Source organism: Flavobacteriaceae bacterium GSB9, assembly GCA_022749295.1.
In the GTDB taxonomy this organism is placed as follows: Bacteria; Bacteroidota; Bacteroidia; order Flavobacteriales; family Flavobacteriaceae; genus Flavisericum.
In genome coordinates, this window is sequence record CP062007.1 from 694,094 (window position 1) to 717,774 (window position 23,681).

The 23,681-nt window shown below is 37.5% G+C and carries 16 protein-coding genes; 6 read left to right on the forward strand and 10 right to left on the reverse strand.

What is annotated here, in order from left to right; genetic code table 11:
- Positions 1-225: 225 nt before the first annotated feature.
- Positions 226-6,333, reverse strand: coding sequence for a T9SS type A sorting domain-containing protein (locus GSB9_00615; protein ID UKM64068.1), 6,108 nt, complete (start codon positions 6,331-6,333; stop codon positions 226-228).
- Between the two features lie 955 nt (positions 6,334-7,288).
- On the opposite strand from GSB9_00615, the gene GSB9_00618 reads away from it, so the two are divergent.
- Positions 7,289-8,107, forward strand: coding sequence for a T9SS type A sorting domain-containing protein (locus GSB9_00618; protein UKM64071.1), 819 nt, complete (start codon positions 7,289-7,291; stop codon positions 8,105-8,107).
- Positions 8,108-8,222: 115 nt separating this feature from the next.
- Complete coding sequence (locus GSB9_00619) at positions 8,223-9,596, forward strand: TlpA family protein disulfide reductase (protein UKM64072.1); 1,374 nt, start codon at positions 8,223-8,225, stop codon at positions 9,594-9,596.
- A gap of 28 nt (positions 9,597-9,624) precedes the next feature.
- Here GSB9_00619 and GSB9_00620 read toward each other — a convergent pair whose 3' ends face one another.
- Complete coding sequence (locus tag GSB9_00620) at positions 9,625-11,187, reverse strand: NAD(P)H-hydrate dehydratase (protein UKM64073.1); 1,563 nt, start codon at positions 11,185-11,187, stop codon at positions 9,625-9,627.
- Positions 11,188-11,530: 343 nt separating this feature from the next.
- Between GSB9_00620 and thrA the strand changes: the two genes are divergently transcribed.
- The 3 genes from thrA (at position 11,531) to thrC (ending at position 16,293) form a co-directional block, all read left to right on the forward strand.
- Positions 11,531-13,975, forward strand: a complete 2,445-nt coding sequence (thrA, locus tag GSB9_00621; GenBank protein ID UKM64074.1) for a bifunctional aspartate kinase/homoserine dehydrogenase I — start codon at positions 11,531-11,533, stop codon at positions 13,973-13,975.
- Positions 13,976-14,069: 94 nt separating this feature from the next.
- Positions 14,070-14,993: a homoserine kinase gene (locus tag GSB9_00622; GenBank protein UKM64075.2), complete on the forward strand. Its 924-nt coding sequence runs from the start codon at positions 14,070-14,072 to the stop codon at positions 14,991-14,993.
- A 7-nt stretch (positions 14,994-15,000) separates the two neighbouring features.
- Entirely contained in the window at positions 15,001-16,293 is a 1,293-nt protein-coding gene (gene thrC, locus GSB9_00623; protein UKM64076.1) for a threonine synthase, read from the forward strand.
- Between the two features lie 200 nt (positions 16,294-16,493).
- On the opposite strand, the gene GSB9_00624 is transcribed toward thrC, so the two are convergent.
- The gene (locus tag GSB9_00624) at positions 16,494-16,991 is read right to left on the reverse strand and encodes a CAP domain-containing protein (GenBank protein UKM64077.1); all 498 of its coding nucleotides are present in this window, start codon (positions 16,989-16,991) and stop codon (positions 16,494-16,496) included.
- Between the two features lie 157 nt (positions 16,992-17,148).
- The gene (gene pdxH, locus GSB9_00625) at positions 17,149-17,796 is read right to left on the reverse strand and encodes a pyridoxamine 5'-phosphate oxidase (protein UKM64078.1); all 648 of its coding nucleotides are present in this window, start codon (positions 17,794-17,796) and stop codon (positions 17,149-17,151) included.
- Positions 17,797-17,929: 133 nt separating this feature from the next.
- On the opposite strand from pdxH, the gene GSB9_00626 reads away from it, so the two are divergent.
- The gene (locus GSB9_00626; protein ID UKM64079.2) at positions 17,930-18,295 is read left to right on the forward strand and encodes a hypothetical protein; all 366 of its coding nucleotides are present in this window, start codon (positions 17,930-17,932) and stop codon (positions 18,293-18,295) included.
- On the opposite strand, the gene GSB9_00627 is transcribed toward GSB9_00626, so the two are convergent.
- The 6 genes from GSB9_00627 to rpsA form a co-directional block, all read right to left on the reverse strand.
- A complete protein-coding gene (locus GSB9_00627) occupies positions 18,292-19,197 on the reverse strand; it encodes a ribonuclease Z (GenBank protein UKM64080.1) in 906 nt (301 codons plus the stop codon). The genes GSB9_00626 and GSB9_00627 overlap by 4 nt on opposite strands.
- Entirely contained in the window at positions 19,194-19,667 is a 474-nt protein-coding gene (locus tag GSB9_00628) for a DUF3291 domain-containing protein (protein UKM64081.1), read from the reverse strand. The genes GSB9_00627 and GSB9_00628 overlap by 4 nt, the downstream gene beginning before the upstream one ends.
- A gap of 1 nt (position 19,668) precedes the next feature.
- On the reverse strand, positions 19,669-20,001 hold the full coding sequence (locus tag GSB9_00629; GenBank protein UKM64082.1) for a ribonuclease Z: 333 nt from the start codon (positions 19,999-20,001) through the stop codon (positions 19,669-19,671).
- Between the two features lie 3 nt (positions 20,002-20,004).
- Positions 20,005-20,934 (reverse strand): aspartate carbamoyltransferase catalytic subunit, encoded by a 930-nt coding sequence (locus GSB9_00630; GenBank protein ID UKM64083.1) that lies wholly within the window; start codon positions 20,932-20,934, stop codon positions 20,005-20,007.
- A 6-nt stretch (positions 20,935-20,940) separates the two neighbouring features.
- Entirely contained in the window at positions 20,941-21,480 is a 540-nt protein-coding gene (pyrR, locus tag GSB9_00631) for a bifunctional pyr operon transcriptional regulator/uracil phosphoribosyltransferase PyrR (protein ID UKM64084.2), read from the reverse strand.
- A gap of 117 nt (positions 21,481-21,597) precedes the next feature.
- Positions 21,598-23,430 (reverse strand): 30S ribosomal protein S1, encoded by a 1,833-nt coding sequence (gene rpsA / locus GSB9_00632; protein ID UKM64085.1) that lies wholly within the window; start codon positions 23,428-23,430, stop codon positions 21,598-21,600.
- Positions 23,431-23,681 lie beyond the last annotated feature (251 nt).

A 23,681-nucleotide genomic window follows, 5' to 3' on the forward strand; every position in this document is an offset into this window, starting at 1 on the left:
TATTATGGTAAATACATATAATGAAGATATATGGCAAAAAAAATTGATGATCTGTTATCATCACATCCCTTAAAAATGGTGTATTTTGAATTTTAAAATTAGGACACCATCAAATAGGCTTATGGAACAATTATAAGTAGTATATATCACTTAATTTATTCATATAAAAAAGAGGGCAACCTAAGCTGCCCTCTTTTATAATAGGTAAACTATACAATGATATGATCATTGTTCTGTTGAGGATACAATTTTCTTAACAAGTATTTCTTTACTAGTACTCAACTTGATGAAGTATAATTGATCATCTGTTCTTGATAAATCAATGGTGGTCGTATCATAAGTTCCTTTAATATAACTGTTATTTTCAGCTTGTCTTATTAAAGCCCCTTTAATATCGTATACATCGATTTTTACATTGGTATCATACTCAAATTTATAACCAACGTTCACTTCATTTTCAAATGGTACTGGGTAAGCCGTAAAACTTACTTTATCTCCACTGCTTTTACCCCATCCATCTGTATTAACATTACACTCAGCTTCATTAAATGGAGCATTAGGCATATCGAATTCATAGGTGTTCGCTAAGCCAGGTAACTCTGCTCCGTTAGGCACATCATAATCACATACTACGGCATGAGCTATGAAATAGAAATCACCTGAAGCTTGAATTGGCGGAGTGATTAATTTATCATCAACATAGCCTAAATCACCTGAATTAAAACTGTATTGTCCAGGTGCCACTGTATAGGCTCCACTTTTAGTCTTTGGATAAGGATCACAGCCAACCCAAACATGGGCTTCTGAAATCACAAAGGTTTCACCATCACCAAATAAGTCGTATTCCACTACCACTTCTCCTGGTTCAGCTAATCCTTCACCATAATAAAGTCTTACCCAACCAACATGCGTACCCTTACTTAAGTCACAACGTCCGGCTCCTCTAAATAATTCAAATTCATAAGTTCCTTCTTCTGTGATTTTGTTGGTCCAACCCCAACGTCTAAAGCCATCATTTCGGAAACAACTACTAACATCTGGATTTACACTATAAAAACCATCATTATCAGGTCCCATAGTTTCTACACCAAAGGCTGTTTCACAATTAGGTGCACAATCGTAGTATCTCGCTGTTGTTGTACATTCTGAATAACAAAATGTTGGAGCAGTTTTAGATGTTATTCTTACTGTAAACACTTCACCATCGGCCACATTATCTGCAGTGGCATTTGGCATATCAGCATTAGTAATTATAGCACTACCATTACTAGTCCATTGATAGGTATATAAATTAGTATCTGCTGGTGTTACACTAAGACCTAGTGTTTGACCAAGACATAAACCAAGTTCAAGACCTTCAGATGAATTGGCTGCGGTACACCCTGGATTAGGGTTAATAGTAATTACCACATCCTCGTCATCAGCTGGACAATCACCATTAGCAGCTACTGTATAAGTAAATGTATGATCTCCTGTGGCATAAGCACCCAAGTCAATCGGGCTACTTACGTTGCCACCCATATAAGTCCATTGGCCTCCTGCATCTTCACCACTTAATAAAGCATCTAAATCAACAGATGATAATCCTGAATCTGACTCACAATATGCATCATCTTGACCTGTTCCTGCTGTTGGCTGGCTGTAAATAATGATATCTACAGATTCATTATCACCTGGACAATCACCGTTTGCCCCTACTGTATACGTGAACGTGTGGGTGGTATCCAACGCATAAGCACTCAAATCGATTGGGCTGCTTACATTGCCATTGGCATCAGTCCACTGACCTCCTGCATCTTCTCCTGTCAATAAAGCAAACAGATCTACATTTGAAACATCTTCGGTCTCACAGTAAGAATCATCTTGACCTGTTCCGGCTGTTGGCTGGCTGTAAATAATGATATCTACAGATTCATTATCACCTGGACAATCACCGTTTGCCCCTACTGTATACGTGAACGTGTGGGTGGTATCCAACGCATAAGCACTCAAATCGATTGGGCTGCTTACATTGCCATTGGCATCAGTCCACTGACCTCCTGCATCTTCTCCTGTCAATAAAGCAAACAGATCTACATTTGAAACATCTTCGGTCTCACAGTAAGAATCATCTTGACCTGTTCCGGCTGTTGGCTGGCTGTAAATAATGATATCTACAGATTCATTATCACCTGGACAATCACCGTTTGCCCCTACTGTATACGTGAACGTGTGGGTGGTATCCAACGCATAAGCACTCAAATCGATTGGGCTGCTTACATTGCCATTGGCATCAGTCCACTGACCTCCTGCATCTTCTCCTGTCAATAAAGCAAACAGATCTACATTTGAAACATCTTCGGTCTCACAGTAAGAATCATCTTGGCCTGTTCCGGCTGTTGGCTGGCTGTAAATAATGATATCTACAGATTCATTATCACCTGGACAATCACCGTTTGCCCCTACTGTATACGTGAACGTGTGGGTGGTATCCAACGCATAAGCACTCAAATCGATTGGGCTGCTTACATTGCCATTGGCATCAGTCCACTGACCTCCTGCATCTTCTCCTGTCAATAAAGCAAACAGATCTACATTTGAAACATCTTCGGTCTCACAGTAAGAATCATCTTGACCTGTTCCGGCTGTTGGCTGGCTGTAAATAATGATATCTACAGATTCATTATCACCTGGACAATCACCGTTTGCCCCTACTGTATACGTGAACGTGTGGGTGGTATCCAACGCATAAGCACTCAAATCGATTGGGCTGCTTACGTTACCATTGGCATCAGTCCACTGACCTCCTGCATCTTCTCCTGTCAATAAAGCAAACAGATCTACATTTGAAACATCTTCGGTCTCACAGTAAGAATCATCTTGACCTGTTCCGGCTGTTGGCTGGCTATAGATGATGATATCTACTGACTCATCATCGCCTGGACAATCGCCGTTGCCTCCCACTGTATACGTGAACGTGTGGGTAGTATCCAATGCATAAGCACTCAAATCGATTGGGCTGCTTACGTTACCATTGGCATCAGTCCACTGACCTCCTGCATCTTCTCCTGTCAATAAAGCAAACAGATCTACATTTGAAACATCTTCGGTCTCACAATAAGAATCATCTTGACCTGTTCCGGCTGTTGGATCACCGTATATTATGATATCCACTGACTCATCATCGCCTGGACAGTCGCCATTGGCTCCCACTGTATAAGTGAACGTGTGGGTAGTATCCAATGCATAAGCACTCAAGTCGATTGGGCTATTTACATTGCCGCCCATATAAGTCCATTGGCCTCCTGCATCTTCTCCTGTCAATAAAGCAAACAGATCTACATTTGAAACATCTTCGGTCTCACAATAAGAATCATCTTGACCTGCTCCGGCTGTTGGCTGGCTGTAAATAATGATATCTACAGATTCATTATCACCTGGACAATCACCGTTTGCCCCTACTGTATACGTGAACGTGTGGGTGGTATCCAACGCATAAGCACTCAAATCGATTGGGCTGCTTACATTGCCATTGGCATCAGTCCACTGACCTCCTGCATCTTCTCCTGTCAATAAAGCAAACAGATCTACATTTGAAACATCTTCGGTCTCACAATAAGAATCATCTTGGCCTGTTCCGGCTGTTGGCTGGCTGTAAATAATGATATCTACAGATTCATTATCACCTGGACAATCACCGTTTGCCCCTACTGTATACGTGAACGTGTGGGTGGTATCCAACGCATAAGCACTCAAATCGATTGGGCTGCTTACATTGCCATTGGCATCAGTCCACTGACCTCCTGCATCTTCTCCTGTCAATAAAGCAAACAGATCTACATTTGAAACATCTTCGGTCTCACAATAAGAATCATCTTGGCCTGTTCCGGCTGTTGGCTGGCTGTAAATAATGATATCTACAGATTCATTATCACCTGGACAATCACCGTTTGCCCCTACTGTATACGTGAACGTGTGGGTGGTATCCAACGCATAAGCACTCAAATCGATTGGGCTGCTTACATTGCCATTGGCATCAGTCCACTGACCTCCTGCATCTTCTCCTGTCAATAAAGCAAACAGATCTACATTTGAAACATCTTCGGTCTCACAATAAGAATCATCTTGGCCTGTTCCGGCTGTTGGCTGGCTGTAAATAATGATATCCACAGACTCATTGTCACCTGGACAATCACCGTTAGCCCCTACTGTATACGTGAACGTGTGGGTGGTATCCAACGCATAAGCACTCAAATCGATTGGGCTGCTTACGTTGCCATTGGCATCAGTCCACTGACCTCCTGCATCTTCTCCTGTCAATAAAGCAAACAGATCTACATTTGAAACATCTTCGGTCTCACAATAGGAATCATCTTGACTTGTTCCCGCTGTTGGCTGGCTGTAAATAATGATATCCACAGACTCATTGTCACCTGGACAATCACCGTTTGCCCCTACTGTATAAGTAAACGTATGGGTGGTATCCAATGCATAACCACTCAAATCGATTGGGCTGCTTACGTTGCCATTGGCATCAGTCCACTGACCTCCTGCATCTTCACCTGTCAATAAAGCAAACAGATCTACATTTGAAACATCTTCGGTCTCACAATAAGAATCATCTTGACCTGTTCCCGCTGTTGGCTGGTCATAAACAGTAACGGTAAAAGAAGTTTTACTATAACATTGGCTACCAGTACGAACACTACGTATCCAAATTGTTTTTGGACTGTCACCAACGGACACACTATAACTTCCTGGAGTACCAATACCTGAACTCATAAGATTATCTGCGTCAGCCTCACTTTCATGAAATGTTCTTGTCGTATCAGGTTCTGGTGTACTATTCGCTTCATCAATAGCTGTTGTCAAGTCAAATGCATGTTGATCATCGCCATCTTCACAAGATGTTAGCGGATCTGCAGCAATTTCCGGTGGTCCACCAAGAAATCCGAACAAATAAGGTCCGGCAAAGTCTTTTAACTCAGAACCAAAGGCACTCTCATTTGGCCCACCACCACTACTACGGGTTTTAACCAATAAACTACCTAATATATTAGAACAAGGATCTTGAACCCCTCTTCTGTCTAATCCAAAAGCCGTCAAATTTAGACCGATTTCAACAAATTGATAGCGTTCATAATCTGTAACCCAATCTGGTCCAGATCCTTCAAAGGTACCCCATGGTGGTCCTAATGTGGTAGATCCAGCTGCATCAACAAAATTATCATTAGCTCTACCCCACATATTAGTGACAGTTGGATCTTTAGGGTTAATAGCGGCGTAACCAAATTCACCTGAGTCTCCCTCTTGTTCAAACGCGACATTTTTGTCAACATTAAAAGGTCTGCCATCCCAGGTATTATCATAATTATTAAAAGTAGTTTCGCTCATCCAAACTCTGATTCTGATAGAAGGCACATTTCCTCCGTTAATATAATCCACCGAGACAATAATGGTCCCTGGAATCATAATTTCTCCATCGTCACCACCTCCGGGAGCATTATCAGCTCCGTCTGGATCGAAAGTCCAGGCGGTACGTCCGGCATCAGGGCCGAGTTTAGCTGGGTTACTAAGATCTGCAACCGTTTCTAATCCTACTCGAAAAAATTCGAAATCCAGATGCTTGTTACCGTTGGTAACCGCTAATGAAGCACCTGCATATGCGAAAAGTTCATCAAAAGGTCTGTCATCTAGAGGAAAACCAGGATTGGTTGTAGGGTCATGCGGATTAGTACCTCGCAAATGTGCATACACATCCACAATATCCGTTTTTTGAGGCACACTTCCCATAGTACCTATAGTCCAATTAGCTGGATTATTAGAATTTTTATCCGCTCCTCCTGCAAAATAAGAGGTTTCAGCACTACCACCAGATGTATAGGTATCACGCCCGTAAACGGCATCCAGCCATAAATAAGGGGTTCCATTCCCCAAAACAACTGGAAAAGGTAGTCCTGGCACATTAAGGTTCCATACCGATTGTCTAAGCTCAATCGCAACATTATCGGTATCGTTCGGAACGTCAGGATCGGAATCTGGATTACCGCCATTAGCACTACCAAATTCATCGATTACTCCTAAGCCCGAGGGCCCCTCGAACCAGTCATCAATTCCTGAAGGATCTCCTGGAAGTAGATCAACCGGATTTCCAACATTCGGAAATTGTAATACCCCTGAATAGACATCCGCTTCAACACCAAAATTGGCCTGAACCGTAGATGAACCTACATCCTGTGCATAAAAAGATTGTGTTGAAAGTCCGAAACAGAGTAAGGACAAACAACACAATACAAATGTCTTGTACGATTTACTGACCAAGTCAATAAAGTCGTTATTCGTAATTTTGTACATAAACATAGCATTTAAATTAAGTTAATAAATGAGTTTACATAACAATAAAGTAAGTCATAGAAAGAGTGTTTATATTTTATTTTTCAATAAAACACACACTACAAGGTACGTAAGTACTATAGAAGAATTGGGCATTCAATAATTGCTATTAATCAAATGCTTTAATCATTTTAATGTGCTATTAACTAAATGATTCTCGTGGAAAGAATATTATAAATTGTGTTCGTTAGTTTTTTTAAATTTGTTTGGCTTTCCCTAAAAGTAGTAAATATTTTGGATTAAAGAAAAGATTTTAATGTCAATTTTTATTTTTTAGCTGTGCGACTTAAAATACCGATGTATTACAATATTTTTTAAAAAACATCCTCATAGAGTCTTTGCTTTACACTTTGTAAAATATTAAAAATCAAATACCTAGCAACCAATATTCTATCTGTTCGGACACGTGATTCTGTATTCATTTCCCGAAAATATACCCTAGGATTAAGCTACTTAAATCGATAGGTTGTATTAGACTATTATCGCTTTTAATATTACGTATTTTGCTCCAGTAATATTTGGATAGTAATATTTACGGATTGAAATATTTGATCTACTTTTTAATAAAAAGTTTATTGGAAGTAGGGTTTGGAAAAACACTAATACCTCCCACTAATTTCTCTTTATTGATGCCTAGCGCTCCCGACACACATGCTTTTTGTATCATAAGGGCGATGTGTTTATTATTCTACCATTAATTTCACGTTTTGGATGCCTTTAAAAAGAAATGGACAAAAACACTCAAAAACAAACGATTACAACAAATTTTAAAATTTAAGTTTGTTACCATTAAACATTAAATTTAGAAAACCAAGTAACACATCATAATACATTTTTGAACGTTCATCTAAAAAAAAAATGGCTTATGGTTATTATTTGTAAATTAAGACATGTATAATTTGTTAACCCGTTTACCATGAAAAAAATTACTTTTATCCTTTCCTTTTTGGCTTTTCACGCCGCATATTCCCAAACAGTAGTTTGGTCTGATAATTTTAATGATTTAGATATTTCTGATTGGACCATCACTAATACCGAAACCACTGACGATGGTTTTGATTGGAACGCTCAATTTGAGGCTAATCCAAATGTAAATGAAGAAGTCTTGACATCCGTATCGTATGATTTAAATGGTGATGTCAACTTAACTCCAGATAATTGGGCTATTTCTCCTAGTATCGATTTATCTAAGGCAAGTGGCACAATTACTTTAAAGTGGAAAGCCGCGGCACCTGACACTGAATTTGACAATGAAAACTACTCGGTTTACATAGCAACTTCGCCTGCTACAAATGACTTAGAAAGTGGTACTTATATGAGTTATAATTTAACCGGTATTAACGTGCTCACAGAACAGACTATTGACCTGTCTGCATTTGCCGGTGAACCAAATTTGTATGTAGCTTTTAGGCACCATAACGCAGTACCAGACGAAGGTTTCACTATAAGCATTGATGATGTTTTAGTTGAAGCTGAAACCGTTTTGGGCTTAGAAGATATTGCTTTAAACGGACTTAAATATTGGCAAAACCACAGTACTAAAGCTTTACATTTTAAGTCTTCTATAAACATAAAGAGTATTGACCTTTACGATACCTCAGGAAAAAAACTTATGCATAAAAACACCAACCAAAAAAATATTGAAATTGACACCGACCGTCTGGCTGTTGGTGCTTACATTACAAAAGTTAATACCGATAATGCTACGAAACTTATCAAAGTAGTTCTTAACTAAAAGCAAGCAGCATATGCTTCGCACTAAACGATAGTAATGTTTGCTCTAAACTATTGTTAAAAATTAAAAATTGCTTTCATTATTATTTACTTTTACCGAAAATTAAAAGCGAATAATGAGAAGATTAGTTTTTTTGGCCCTAGCCATATCTGTATTAAGTTGTAAAGAACAAACAAAACCCGATTACGCCGTAATTTCAGGAAAAATAACCAATAGACTTCCCAACGAACTCACAATCAATACCTACGATCAAAGTTTTAGCGAAGTGGTTAATATATCAGAAGATGGCAGTTTTAAAGACACCTTAAAAACCAACCAAAACAATTATGTGCTTTTTGACGGAAAAAACCCTGTATTTCTTCATATTGAACCAGGCTACGAACTGAATATTAATTATGACGCACAAAACTTCGTGAATTCATTGAAAATTTCTGGAAATGGCGCAGCAATCAGTAATTATTTGGCCGAAAAAAGAAAACTGGAGCAGAAATTATTTGGTAACGCTCGAATTACTTATGCGCTTGATGAGGCTGAGTTCAAAAGCAAAATCAATTCGATGAAAAACGAAATTGAAACGCTTCTAAAAGATTACGATAATATACCCAAAAGTTACATCGAAAAAGAAAAAAGAAATATCCATTATACCTATTTAAGACAAATTGCTGTTTATGAACAAGCACATAAAGAGTTAGCCCGAAAGCCTAATTTTAAAGCCTCAAACGACCTTTTAAACGAATTGAATACACTCGATTATAACAACGAGGAAGATTTCGAATTTTCGAGTCACTATAAATTTTTAGTATCGCAATATTATAAAAAGACGGCCGATAGTCTTGCAAGAGCAGAAAATTCACCAATGGATTTGGCCTATTTAAAATTGGTTTCAAACGTTGAAAACCAAACAATAAAAAATGGATTGCTTTTTGATTTTGCTAATATAGCTATCTCCCGCACCTCGTATGTTGATACGTTTTACAAAGTATTTTCTGAAAATTCTACCAATACGGAAAACAATAAAATCATTGAAGAAAAGTACAAAAAAATAACAGCGCTTAATGTTGGCAAACCATCGCCTAAGTTCACTAACTACAAAAATTATGAAGGTGGCACAACGTCTTTAGAAGACTTAAAAGGAAAATATCTGTACATTGATGTTTGGGCTACTTGGTGCGGACCATGTATTAGAGAAATCCCAGCACTAAAAAAACTAGAAAACCAATACCATAATAAGAATATTGAGTTTGTGAGTATTTCAATTGATAAAGCTTCAGATTTTGAAAAATGGAAAACTATGGTGAGCGACAAGGAGTTAAAGGGTGTGCAATTATTTGCAGATAACGATTGGAATTCGCAATTCGTACAAGATTATGGCATAAAAGGCATCCCGCGTTTCATTTTGCTCGACCCAGAAGGCAAGATTGTAAGTGTAAATGCACCGCGTCCTTCAGACCCTAAGCTAATAGAATTATTTAGCACCTTAGATATTTAAAAGAAAAGCCGCTTAATTGCGGCCTTTTTTATTGCTTTTCAGTTTTTTCTTGATTTTCTTGTTGTTGTCGTTGCTCAGGTTGTTTAAATAAATCGAGAAAGGCTTCGCCTAAATACTCAATGATGTGGCTGGCAATCAAGCTTTGGTAACCAAAATCTTCTAAAGCGATATCGGCCGAGCGTCCATGTAAATAGACTCCAAAGATTGAAGCTACCACAGGATGATACCCTTGGGCGATTAAACCCGTAATGATTCCAGTTAACACATCGCCACTTCCAGCTGTGGCTATACCTGGATTCCCGGTGGTATTCACATAAAGTCTTTCATCAAAAACAGTGATTGTGTGCGCACCTTTTATCACAACAATTACATTGTGTTTTTTCGAAAAGTCTTTCACTCTTTTCAGTTTGTCAAAATCATCTCTCCAAATTCCTATTAACCGCTCTAATTCTTTTGGGTGCGGCGTTAAAACACTTGGTGTTTCTGGCAGCAACTTTAATAGTTCCTTATTATTGGATATAATATTAAGACCGTCGGCATCAATTACCAATGGCGAGTTATTGTTCTTTAAAAAGTTTTTAAAAGCCTTCTCTGTTTTAGGGTCAACACCAACCCCAATACCAAAAGCGATTACGTTAGGGTCGATATCGAATTTAATTTTGGTAATAATGTTTTCATCGATATCGGTAACCACCATAGCTTCAGGGAAAGCTGTTTGCAAAGGCACATAGCCACATTTTGGCACATAAGCAGAAACTAAACCGGCGCCAGCAGATAGTGTGGCCCGAGAGGCCAAATTTACCGCTCCTATTTTTCCGAAGCTACCACCAATAACCAAAGCATGACCAAATTGCCCTTTGTGGGCAAATTTTTCGCGAGGCATGTAATTGGGCAATATTTCATGTTTTCCAATAAGTTCGGCTTCTGTTTCGGTAGTATGCAAAAATTCTTGATCCAAACCAATATCCAATACCGCCCATTGCACCGAATACTTGGCTGTTTCAGGTAAAAAGAATACCAATTTGGGCGAAGCAAAACTTAATGTAAATCCGGCCCAAACCACAGCATCTTCGTCTTCAACAGGCTTGTCTGTAAACAGCCCAGAAGGAATATCTATGGACAGCGTAAAAGCCTTCGTTTTTCTAAAATGAACAAAAAGGGCTTTTACCCAATCATGAACGGGGCGGTTTAATCCAATACCAAAAACACCGTCAACTATAATATCTTCTTGTTTTATTTCAGGAAAGTCGTCTTCACTTTTTAATAAGATTGGCCATGCTTTGGTCACGTTTTTAATGTGATCATAATTAATCAAAAAATCCTTGGAGCGCTTATCGCTATAATTAACAACATAAGTTTTTACATTATAACCGTGCGTTACCAAATGCCGTGCAAGTACCAAACCGTCTCCGCCATTGTTACCTATACCACAAAACACGTGAATGGGCACCTGGGCACCCTGCATGCGAGCATGTAGCCAATTGAAAATTTGGGTGCCGGCACGTTCCATTAAATCTGTTGAAGAAATTTGCTGTCTTTCGGCAGTTAATCGGTCGCCTTTATAAATTTGTTCTTTTGAAAAGATTTTCATGTTTTAAATCGTTTATAGATTTTTCAATACTTATTGGGCTTAGTCGTTTTTTTTCTGCAAAATGCCTAACAATATAAGAATACTATAAAAAGAAAGTTTTAGTTTTTTTATTAGGCTAAAAGTAATACTTTTGAGGTGTATTATATAACAGCAATGAATTATTTAAACCAAAACACTACAAAGTCGGCTTCTTTTTCTCTAAAAGGAAACATCACTTTTTTTGGTACAACCACAAACATTACAACCCTTTGGGGTTGCTAGTTATATATTCTTCGGGCTATCTTTGTAATTTCAATAATTACAACAAATCAATTATTTTTTTAATTATTCAACGCATTAAAACATGAAGGTTTTAAAATTTGGTGGAACTTCAGTAGGTTCTTCAAACAACATAAATAAAGTTATAAACATTTTAGAAGATTACGGTAAAAACGATACGATTGCCTGCGTGGTTTCGGCTGTTGGCGGCATTACAGATAAATTGCTTTTGGCCGGAAAACAAGCCCAAACCAAAGATGAGGCGTTTACCGAAACGTTCAATACCATAAAAAACATTCATTTCAACATAATAAATGAATTAAACTCTAGCAACAACGAGGGCATTATAAGTTATGTTGACGAAAAGCTTGACGAACTTAAAAGCCTATTGGAGGGCATTTATTTAATTAATGAATTGTCTCCAAAAACATCAGATAAATTAGTGGGTTTTGGCGAATTGCTTTCATCTTACATTATTGCCGAGACCATGAAAAATCGTGGATTGTCGGCTGATAGAAAAAATTCTCAAGAACTTGTTATTACCAATTCCAATTTCACAAAAGCAGAGGTTGACTACAGCATCACCAACAAAAATATTCAGGAATATTTTAATTCGGCTCCGCAAAGCATCACGATTCTTCCTGGGTTTATCTCAAAATCGAAATCGGGAGAGCAAACCACTTTAGGGCGTGGCGGTTCAGATTTTACCGCAGCCATTATTGCAGCGGCATTAAAAGTAGACCAGCTTGAAATTTGGACCGATGTGAGCGGCATGTTCACTACCAATCCAAAAATGGTAAGACAGGCCTACCCGATTAAAAAAATATCGTATCAAGAAGCGATGGAGTTATCTCATTTTGGAGCCAAAGTATTGTATCCACCAACGGTACAACCTGTATTGACTTTGGGTATTCCTATTCATATAAAGAATACTTTAGAGCCCGAAGCAGATGGTACGATGATCTCTAACGATCCCGTTAGTGCCAATGGTCCTGTAAAAGGCATCAGTAACATCAATAACATTGCTTTATTGACCTTACAAGGTAGTGGCATGGTTGGTATTCCAGGGTTCTCAAAACGTTTGTTCGAAACCTTATCCCAAGAAAAAATCAATGTGATTTTAATTACCCAGGCGTCTTCAGAGCATTCCATTTGTTTGGGTATTGAAGCCAAAGATGCCGAGGCAGCTAAAACTGCCATCGATACGGTTTTTGAAAATGAGATTGCATTGAATAAAATAGATCCTCTAATTGTTGAAACTGGTTTGGCCATTATTGCTTTGGTTGGCGACAATATGAAAAACCATCAAGGGATAAGCGGTAAAATGTTCAGCAGTTTAGGACGAAATAATATTAATATTAGAGCCATTGCACAAGGGGCTTCAGAAAAAAATATTTCAGCAGTTATTTTGGAAAGCGACGTAAAAAAAGCACTTAATACTTTACACGAGCAATTTTTTGAAACCAAAACCAAACAACTTAACGTGTTTATTACTGGTGTTGGTAATGTTGGCGAGCGTTTGGTCGAGCAAATAAAGCAACAGAGAAAATATTTAAAGGACAATTTAAAAATAAAACTTCGAGTTGTTGGTTTATCCAATTCAAGAAAAATGTTGTTCAATGAAGAAGGCATTAATTTAAATAACTGGAAAGAACAGTTGACTGATGCCGAACAGGCTAGTTTACAAGGCTTCTTTGAAAAAACTAAGTCACTGAATTTACGCAACAGTATTTTTGTTGATGTTACAGCAAATAAAGATGTAGCCGATTTGTATGCGCAATACCTAAAACAAAGTATTGGTGTTGTGGCTTGTAATAAAATTGCATGTTCGAGTGATTTTGAAAATTATAGTTTATTAAAACGTTTGTCGTTGGAATACAACGCTCCGCTGTTGTTTGAAACCAATGTTGGTGCTGGATTGCCTATTATTGATACTTTAAACAATTTAATTGCATCTGGCGATAAAGTAACCTCTATTCAAGCGGTACTTTCAGGAAGTTTGAACTTCGTGTTTAATAATTTCAACGATACAACCAAGTTTTACGATGTCGTTAAACAAGCTGGAGCCGAGGGGTACACCGAGCCAGACCCAAGAATTGACTTGAGCGGAGTTGATGTGGCTAGAAAAATTTTAATCCTTGCTAGGGAAAGTGGTTCTAAAATGGATTTGGAAGACATTGAAAACCTACCCTTTTTATCGGAAGCTGGCTTAAAGAGTGATTCGGTTGAAGATTTTTACGAAACCTTAAAAACCGATGAAGCCCATTACCAAAAATTATATGCTTCGGCAAAAGAAAAAAATTGTCAACTTAAATATGTTGCGCAATTCAATAACGGTAAGGCTAATGTAGGTTTACAGGAAATTCCCGAAGGACACCCATTCTATAATCTTGAAGGCAGCGATAATATCGTTATGTTTTATACCAAACGCTATGCGCAACAACCCATGATTATAAAAGGAGCTGGTGCTGGTGCCGATGTAACGGCCTCTGGTTTATTTGCCGATATCATTAGAGTTGGAAACGAGTAAAAATTTAAGTGGTCACAAAAATTAAAACATGACACTGTATAAAAAAAGTTCTAGCTACTGTTCAAGCGCAGCAGAAAATTATTTAATAGATAAAATGAACGAAATAAAAATTTTTTCGCCTGCTACCGTTGCCAATGTGGCTTGTGGCTTTGATGTGTTGGGATTCTGTTTAGACAGTATTGGTGACGATATGGTGATTCGGAAAATCGACAAAAAAGGCATTTTTATTTCACATATTGAAGGTTTTGATTTGCCTTACGAAACCGCAAAAAATGTAGCTGGGGTGTCTGCCTTAGCCATGTACGATGCCATGGATGTCGATTTTGGTTTTGAAATTGAAATATATAAAAGAATTAAACCCGGAAGCGGTATTGGCAGCAGTGCCGCCAGTGCTGTGGGCAGCGTTTTTGGAATGAACGAACTCTTGGGCCGACCGTTCAATAAAACACAATTAACCGAATTTGCCATAAAAGGTGAAGCATTAGCGAGTAAGTGCGAACACGCCGATAACTTGGCTCCTGCCCTTTTTGGCGGGTTTACCTTGGTGAAAAGTGTATCGCCTTTAAAAATTTTGGAAATCCCATGCCCTGATGATTTATATGCCACCATTATTCATCCCCAAATTGAAATAAAAACATCAGAGTCTCGTGCGGTTTTACCTAAAGAAGTCCCTCTGGGAGATGCCATTACACAATGGTCTAACTTAGGAAGTTTGGTACATGGGCTACATATTAACGATTACAATTTAATAAAAGACTCATTGCACGATGTTATTATTGAACCACACCGTAGCAAACTTATTCCGCATTATTCCGAAGTCAAAAATGCCGTGCTAAATGCCGGTGCACTTGGTGCTTGTATATCGGGCTCAGGACCTTCAATATTTACTTTAAACATAGGATTGGAAATATCTAAAAGCGTGTCTGATGCCATGAAAGAAATCTACTCAAAAACAAATATAGATTTTGATATTCATGTCTCTAAAATTAACACCCAAGGCGTTAAAATAATTGAATAACATTACAATGAATTACTATTCACTAAACCGAAAAGCTCCAAACTCAACTTTCAAAAATGCTGTAATAAAAGGTTTGGCACCCGATAAAGGCTTGTACTTTCCAGAAAGCATCACGCCATTGCCTAAATCTTTTTTCGATAATATTGATAATTTATCAAATCCTGAATTGGCTTATGAAGCCATTAAACAATTTGTTTCACCCGAAATTCCAGAAGACATCTTAAAAACGATTGTGAAAGAAACATTGTCTTTTGATTTTCCTGTGGTGAAGTTAAACGACAACATTTCTACCCTAGAACTCTTCCATGGTCCAACTATGGCATTTAAGGATGTAGGTGCACGTTTTATGGCACGCTGCTTGGGCTACTTTAACAAAGACAACGATAAAGAAGTAACCGTTTTGGTGGCCACATCGGGTGATACCGGTGGTGCCGTAGCCAATGGCTTTTTAGGCGTAAAAGGGGTGAATGTTGTTATCCTTTACCCAAGTGGCAAAGTGAGCGAAATTCAAGAAAAACAATTAACCACACTGGGGCAAAACATTAAAGCTCTTGAGGTTGATGGCACTTTTGATGATTGCCAGGCTATGGTAAAAACAGCATTTTTAGATGAAAGCTTAACCAGTAAAATGCAGTTAACATCAGCAAACTCCATAAACGTAGCGCGCTGGTTACCACAGTTGTTCTACTTTATGTTTGCTTATAAGCAGCTACACAATAAATACGACGATATTGTATTTTCTGTACCTAGCGGTAATTTTGGAAATATCTGTGCCGGCATGATGGCGCAACAGCTTGGTTTACCTATTAAGCATTTTGTAGCTTCTAACAACGTTAACAACGTTGTTACCCGTTATTTAACATCACAATTATATGAGCCCAAACCTTCCATCCAAACCATTAGTAACGCTATGGATGTTGGAGCCCCAAGTAACTTTATTCGTATTCAGGAGATTTACAAAAACAATTTTGAAACCTTAAAAGAGAATATTTCGTCGTACAGTTTTACGGATAAAGAAACTAAGGCAGCTATGCTGGAAATTTTCAACAATTACAACTATGTGGCCGACCCACATGGTGCTGTGGGTTATTTAGGCTGTAAAGCACACTTAAAGGAGCGCCCAAATGCTCATTGTGTGTTTTTGGAAACCGCCCACCCCACTAAGTTTTTAGATGTTGTTGAGGACGTTGTAAAAGAAGAACAACCTTTGCCTAAACAAATACAATCAGTGATGGGTAAAGAAAAAGAATCTACAGTAATTTCATCTTATGATGATTTGAAACTTTTTTTATTAAAATAAACCCATTACTCTGGTTTTGTAAACTTAACAATAACAACCTATTACAACATAAAAATCCCCTTGTTTTAAAACAAGGGGATTTTAGTTCATACTAAAATTAATAACTTATTAAGTTATCATTGTCCTAATTAATTTGTTTTGCTATTAATCGTTAAATCAAAAAGGATACCTTCAATATTGTTTTTGGAATTAGTATTCTGTTATTTTTTTATAAAGATATTGGTAAAAAACCACCTACCTTCTTCATTTTTCTCGGCAGAAATGTCAAAATTCGTAAAGTCACCTTCAATGTTGTCTTTGTGAGCTTCACTTTTTATCCAAGCATCAACAACTGATTCAGCAGAACTATAACCATAAGCCACATTTTCAGATACCTGTTGTGCTCCCGCATTGGCCTTTAAATAATTACTTCGAGTATAAAAATTATGATGCGATACCTCATCTTTATCAACCATATAATCGGTATGGCTAAATGCAACAGATTTAACTATACTCATGTCTTCTAAAGGGCTTAAGCCTTGCGACAAGCGATGATCGTTAATTAGATTTAAAATTTCGAGCTCGATGACTTTGGCCTGTTGAGAAACTAGTTTAAGTTCTAGTGCTTCGGCTTCATCTTCAATGCTGTTTGTTGAGCATGAAGCAAACGATAGCAAGGCCAATAATGCCAATACAGGCAGTTTGATTGGTGATTTCATTAGGTTAAGTTATTTTGGTTTGGGACTCTAAAATTATTAGCCTAATGCTAAAAAATAGTTAAAGAAATGTTAAAATCGATTAAAAACACGTATTTAATCGGCATTTAGTGTTTTTAATCGACAAAATGGAAATTTAAGTAAGATAAAGACTTCTTTTTTATGGAGCTAGCCTGGCTATTTGCCAGTTATAGTCCTTCTGAAGTTGGTAACGAATACGGTCATGTAATCTATTGGGGCGGCCTTGCCAAAATTCTATTTCAACGGGCTTAATAATATAGCCCCCCCAGTGCGAGGGCCGAGGAATTTCTTTACCTTCAAATTTTGATTCGAGAGCTGACAGCTGGGACTCAAGAACTTCCCTGCTATCAACTACTTCGCTTTGGTTGGAAACCATGGCTCCTAATTGACTGCCTCGGGGTCTAGATTCAAAATAACCATCACTTAAATTAGCAGCAATTTTTTCTGCCCTCCCTTTTATTATAATCTGCCGTTCTGCTCCTGGCCAAAAAAAGGACAAACACACATTAGGATTTGCGTCTATGGCCTTCCCTTTTTCACTGTTGTAATTGGTATAGAAAATAAAACCTTCATAGGTAAACCTTTTAAGCAAAACCACTCTGCTTTTTGGATATCCATCTAATCCAATAGTTGACATCGTCATGGCATTTGCTTCAATATCATCAAAATGACTATCGACCTCATAAAACCATTTTTGAAACAATTCCAGAGGATTATCGGGTACTCCTGAAAGTCTTAATTCGGCCTTTTCATAAGACTTCCTATAATTGCTCAAATCCTTTTCCATAAGTACAAATTAACGAAAAATTTATGAGCGGCTATCGTAGTATTTTACGAATTCATTATTTTTGATTAATTAATTCACTATGCTTTTCGAAGAGTCGACATGTTATAAAAAACTAAATCCGCATAAGTTACAAATGCCCTTTGGAAACTTTTATCTGTGCGACAATTTTTTGGTTTCAGAATTGAACGAAGGCATTCATTTTGATTGGGAAATGGTAAATACCGTGATGATTAAGGTGATTGACCATTATGGTAAGGATGTACAATTGGGCTATATTTCAAACCGGGTCAATTCCTACTCGATGGATCCACAGACCTGGGATTTGGTTGACCGGGTTTATAATAGAGTTTTACAAACTGGTGCTATTGTTTATTACAATAAAATGATGTCGATTAACGCTAGTCTGGAAAAAAGATTCACACCAATTAAGATAAAGCGATGCCGGACTTTAAAAGAAGCTATAGAATGGACATTATCTAAACAAGAACCTAAAGCTTAAAATTCAAAGGTTTTTCCATCTTCAGCCAATTGTACACTTTCAAAAACTTCTTGAGCCTCTTCTTTAAAGTATTTTAAGCTAGCATATCGCGTTGAATAATGACCAAGAACCAAGGTTTTAATGTTAGCTTTTTTTGCAATAGTAGCGGCTTGTTGTGCTGTTGAATGTTTAGTTTTCACAGCCAAATGCTCATGCTCGTTTAAAAACGTAGACTCATGATATAATACATCGGTGTTTTTAATTAGCGGTACAATATCTTCTTTGTACTTCGTATCGCTACAAAAAGCATAGCTTTTTGGCTTTGGCCCTGGATATGTTACCGTTTCGTTTTTTATAACTACGCCATCTTCATTTTCAACATCAAAGCCTTGGGTGAGTTTACGGTAATAGGCCACGTTGATATTGGCCTTTTCAGCAGCCTTTACGTCAAGCTTTCTCAAACCTTCCTTTTCCTTAAATAGGTAACCATTGGTATATACCCTGTGATTTAGAGGAATGGTACGCACTTCTACTTTGTCATCTTCAAAAATAAGTTCTGATTCTTTTGAAGTCAGCTCATGAAAAATCAGATTATAATTAGTCCACGAATCTGCTAATTTCATCTGAAGCGTTACAACTTCCTTTATGCCTTTAGGGCCATAAATATGCAAATCGGCCTCTCGCGTGAGCAAGCGAAACGTTGAAATTAACCCCACCAGTCCGAAAAAATGATCACCGTGCAAATGCGATATAAAAATGTGTTTGATACGATTGAATTTAATTTTATGTCTGCGCAATTGCACTTGTGTACCTTCACCACAATCAATTAAAAACATATGGTTATTGATTTCTAAAACTTGGGACGTGGTATTGTTTAAAGTTCGTGGTGTGGCACTGTAACAGCCTAAAATGGTTAATTTCATATTGTAAGCTGTTTATAGTTTAATGAATCATGAATAGTAAATTTACTTTTAAACGAAAAAGCAAAAGGTGTTTCTCCATGTTTGTTTAGGTAATCCAGTCGGTTTTTGGCATCTTGAAAAGTAGGATTATAACCCGCGGGAACGAACCAAAACGCCATATGTGCCATCTTAACTTTATTAAACCATTCTTTTTTACGTTTTAAAACTTTAATGTGGTTGGATTTATAAATGTAGTTAAATAAAGCTTCAGGAGTTTCCCAAACAGATATGTTTATCAGTAATTTATCGTTATTAAAAACACGAACGGCCTCTTCTTTATCTTCGTCTTTCAGACGCCAAATAAATCCTGGGCTGTTATCGGCTATGGCATTTATCCGATCAACATTTTTAACAAAATCTTGCATTATGGGGTCGTCCATAGACGCTAAACGCTCTGCTATATTTACTTGTGCAAGATGGCTATTACTCATGTTAAAATCCTAAATCGCGCTCCATTTCTTCCATATCTATAATGTCATAAGCCTCCTGCAAAGTGGGCACGACAACAATTTCATCAGGAGCACTATCTAAATCTATTTTATTGGTTACAATAACAAAAGATTGTTTTGATGCTCGGTGCGTATTAGAAATTTGCAAAAACTCTACGATATCGCTTAACCCTAAGGTATTTAAAGACGTTAACACAACTATAATGTTACTGTTTTTAAGCTTTGCGTAATTATTCTGAAGATTTCTTACCAATTCTACCACTGTAGCCTTTTCTTGCGTAATGATAGAAACATTTTCGTTTTGGTCTATAATCATAACCTACTGTTTTATTTTTGAAGCCAGTAAATAAATAACGGCCATCCTAACGGCAACACCATTTTGCACTTGATCTAATATAATAGATTGGTTTGAATCGGCAACGTCACTGGTTATCTCAACACCTCTATTTATTGGTCCAGGGTGCATTATGGTAATCTCTTTATCTAAAGAATCCAATAATTCTTTGCTTACCCCAAACTGCTGGGTGTACTCGCGTGTGGATGGAAAATAACTAATGTCCATACGCTCATTTTGAACACGGAGCATATTAGCTACATCGCACCAATTTAGGGCTTTACGCAAATCGGTTTCAACCTTTACACCAAGATTTCCAATGTATTTTGGCAATAGTGTTTTAGGGCCACATACCATCACCTCTGCTCCTTGCAACTGCAAGGCAAAAATGTTTGACAGCGCTACCCTACTGTGCAAAATATCGCCAACAATCACCACTTTTTTTCCTTTAACTTCGCCTAATTTTTCCCGAATGGAATAAGAATCAAGCAAGGCTTGTGTGGGGTGTTCATGCGCACCATCACCAGCATTGATAATTCGTGCATTGATGTGTTTTGACAAAAATACGCCTGCGCCAGGATTGGGATGCCGCATGACTACCATATCGACTTTCATCGAAAGGATATTATTTACCGTATCGATAAGCGTTTCTCCCTTTTTTACTGAAGACTGCGCCGACGAAAAATTCAACACATCGGCCGATAGGCGTTTCTCTGCCAACTCGAACGATAGTTTAGTACGGGTAGAGTTTTCAAAAAATAGATTAGCTATTGTAATATCTCTAAGCGACGGTACTTTTTTAATGGGTCTATTAATCACTTCCTTAAAGTGATCAGCTGTTTCAAAAATAAGTTGAATATCTTTTTGATTAAGATATTTTATCCCTAATAAGTGATCTACACTTAATTCGCTCATTGGTTATTATTTTTCAATTAAGTAAACCGAATCTTCCTTATCGTGTTCTTCCCAGTTCACTTTAACTTTTTCTTCATTAATTACATCTACCTGTCGCCCCCTGTAATCTGGTTGAATGGGCAAATGCCTGCTAAAACGACGGTCTATAAGTGTTAATAGTTCAATTTCATTTGGTCTACCAAATGATTGAATAGCCGTTAAGGCCGCCCTGATACTGCGACCAGTGTACAGAACATCATCAATAAAAACAATGTTTTTATCCTCAACCAAAAAATTTATGTTTGTTTTGTTGGCTTCAAGTGGTTTATCGCCACGCCTAAAATCGTCTCTAAAAAAGGTAATGTCTAAATATCCCAATTGGATATTTTTAACTTTATAATCTTCCCTTAAAATTTTCGCTAATCTATCGGCTAAAAACACGCCACGAGGTTGCAAACCAATTAAAACGGTATCGTTAAAGTCGTTGTGTTTTTCAATAAGTTGACAAGCCAAACGGTGAAGAATGATGTTTACCTCTTTTGCGTTAAGTAAAACTTTTTGACTCATATTTAATCCAAACGTATCTGGTAAGCAAAGGTAGTGCAAAAAATTAGAAGTTGAAACCATAGTATAAAAAAAGCCCCGCATTTCTGCGAGGCTTTTAAGATTATCATTTAGGGAAAATTATTTCTTCCCGTCCATTTTATCTTTAAGTGCTTGTAAAGCGTCGTTAGCATCACCTAAAGTTGGTTTTGCTTCTGCAGCAGCAGCTTCAGCTTTTTTAGCAGCTTGTTTTACAATCTTAGCTTCTTCAGCTTTAAAGACAGCAGTATGAGAGGCTACAACACGTTTAAATTCTTTGTTGAATTCAATGATTTTAAACTCAGCTTTCTCTCCTTTTTTAAGTTTACTTCCGTCTTCTTTCTCTAAGTGACGCGCCGGTACAAAAGCAACGATATCTTCGTTAAACTCTACTGTAGCACCTTTGTCAACGATTTCAGCAATTTCAGCTTCGTGCGTTGTGTTTAAAGCAAACTCAGTTTCGTACTTGTCCCAAGGGTTTTCTGTTGTTTGTTTGTGACCTAAACTTAGTTTACGTCCTTCAACATCCAACTCAAGAACCACAACGTCTAACTTATCGCCTACGTTACAGAACTCAGATGGGTGTTTAATTTTCTTGGTCCAAGATAAATCAGAGATATAAATCAACCCGTCGATACCCTCTTCTAATTCAACAAAAACACCAAAATTTGTAAAGTTACGTACAATACCAGTGTGCTTAGAACCAACTGGGTATTTTGCTGTAATATCAGTCCATGGGTCTGGAGTCAATTGCTTAATACCAAGCGACATTTTACGATCTTCCCTGTCTAAAGTTAAGATAACTGCTTCAACCTCGTCTCCAACAGAAACGAAATCTTGAGCAGAACGCAAGTGCGTAGACCAAGACATTTCAGAAACGTGAATTAAGCCTTCAACACCATCAGCAACTTCGATAAATGCACCGTAATCTGCGATCACAACAACTTTACCTTTTACTTTGTCACCAACTTTCACCTCTTCAGCAAGTGCTTCCCAAGGGTGTTTGCTCAATTGTTTTAAACCTAATTGGATTCTTGATTTATCTTCATCAAAATCAAGGATTACCACATTAAGTTTTTGGTCTAATTCAACGATTTCGTTCGGATGGTTAATACGAGACCAAGAAAGGTCTGTAATATGTATTAATCCATCTACGCCACCAAGGTCGATAAATACACCATAAGACGTGATGTTTTTAACCACACCTTCTAGTACTTGACCTTTTTCTAACTGACCAATAATTTCTTTCTTTTGCTCTTCAATATCTGCTTCGATAAGCGCTTTATGAGAAACTACTACGTTTTTGAATTCATGGTTGATTTTCACCACTTTGAATTCCATAGTTTTGTTTACATATTGATCGTAATCTCTAATTGGCTTCACGTCAATTTGAGAACCTGGTAAGAAGGCTTCGATTCCAAATACATCTACAATCATACCTCCTTTAGTTCTGCATTTTACAAAACCGTTTACGATTTCGCCAGTTTCGTGTGCTTTGTTTACACGATCCCAAGCTTTGATTACACGCGCTTTTCTGTGAGACAATACCAATTGACCAGTTGCATCTTCGCGAACGTCAATTAATACCTCTACTTTATCGCCTACTTTTAAATCTGGGTTGTAACGGAACTCATTTAAAGAAATTACACCTTCTGATTTTGCGTTGATATCGATTATGGCATCGCGGTCTGTAATGTGCACCACTTCACCAGTAACCACCTCATCATCTAAAGTGTCTACAAAGTTCTCTGCAACTAATTTTTCAAATTCTTGTAATTGTTTGTCGTCAACTTCATCAATACCTTCTTGGTAGTTGTGCCAGTTAAACTCTTTTAAGAATTTTTCAGGGTTTTTTTGAGCCTCGGATACCACTGGAGCCTCTGCAGTTTTTGCTTCAGTTGCTTCAACCTCAGCTTGTTTTTCGTTTTCAGCCATTTATGCTAATTACTTCAATGTTTTTACAAATTTCTGCCTGTTGCAGAATCGTAATCACATTAGGATTTGTATTCTGTATGTCTCGGAAGATTTAAGCGTCAACACACAGAAGTGTTATAAATTGATTTTTAAACTGTTCCTTTTATCATTCCGATTCCGCTAAAAGGAGTGCAAAATTACACAATTTTATTCTAAATACCTAAAAATGAGAAAATAAATAAACTGTAACTTTTTTACCAATTTGGTGTCTT

Excerpts from the sequence above, each read along its gene's own strand:
- GSB9_00620 (UKM64073.1), bottom strand. The coding sequence starts at position 11,187 with ATGAAAATCTTTTCAAAAGAACAAATTTATAAAGGCGACCGATTAACT.
- GSB9_00629 (UKM64082.1), bottom strand. The coding sequence starts at position 20,001 with ATGATTATAGACCAAAACGAAAATGTTTCTATCATTACGCAAGAAAAG.
- GSB9_00630 (UKM64083.1), bottom strand. The coding sequence starts at position 20,934 with ATGAGCGAATTAAGTGTAGATCACTTATTAGGGATAAAATATCTTAAT.
- GSB9_00627 (UKM64080.1), bottom strand. The coding sequence starts at position 19,197 with ATGAAATTAACCATTTTAGGCTGTTACAGTGCCACACCACGAACTTTA.
- pyrR (UKM64084.2), bottom strand. The coding sequence starts at position 21,480 with ATGAGTCAAAAAGTTTTACTTAACGCAAAAGAGGTAAACATCATTCTT.
- rpsA (UKM64085.1), bottom strand. The coding sequence starts at position 23,430 with ATGGCTGAAAACGAAAAACAAGCTGAGGTTGAAGCAACTGAAGCAAAA.
- GSB9_00628 (UKM64081.1), bottom strand. The coding sequence starts at position 19,667 with ATGAGTAATAGCCATCTTGCACAAGTAAATATAGCAGAGCGTTTAGCG.
- GSB9_00618 (UKM64071.1), top strand. The coding sequence starts at position 7,289 with ATGAAAAAAATTACTTTTATCCTTTCCTTTTTGGCTTTTCACGCCGCA.
- thrA (UKM64074.1), top strand. The coding sequence starts at position 11,531 with ATGAAGGTTTTAAAATTTGGTGGAACTTCAGTAGGTTCTTCAAACAAC.
- thrC (UKM64076.1), top strand. The coding sequence starts at position 15,001 with ATGAATTACTATTCACTAAACCGAAAAGCTCCAAACTCAACTTTCAAA.
- GSB9_00619 (UKM64072.1), top strand. The coding sequence starts at position 8,223 with ATGAGAAGATTAGTTTTTTTGGCCCTAGCCATATCTGTATTAAGTTGT.
- GSB9_00626 (UKM64079.2), top strand. The coding sequence starts at position 17,930 with ATGCCCTTTGGAAACTTTTATCTGTGCGACAATTTTTTGGTTTCAGAA.
- GSB9_00615 (UKM64068.1), bottom strand. The coding sequence starts at position 6,333 with ATGTACAAAATTACGAATAACGACTTTATTGACTTGGTCAGTAAATCG.
- GSB9_00622 (UKM64075.2), top strand. The coding sequence starts at position 14,070 with ATGAACGAAATAAAAATTTTTTCGCCTGCTACCGTTGCCAATGTGGCT.
- pdxH (UKM64078.1), bottom strand. The coding sequence starts at position 17,796 with ATGGAAAAGGATTTGAGCAATTATAGGAAGTCTTATGAAAAGGCCGAA.
- GSB9_00624 (UKM64077.1), bottom strand. The coding sequence starts at position 16,991 with ATGAAATCACCAATCAAACTGCCTGTATTGGCATTATTGGCCTTGCTA.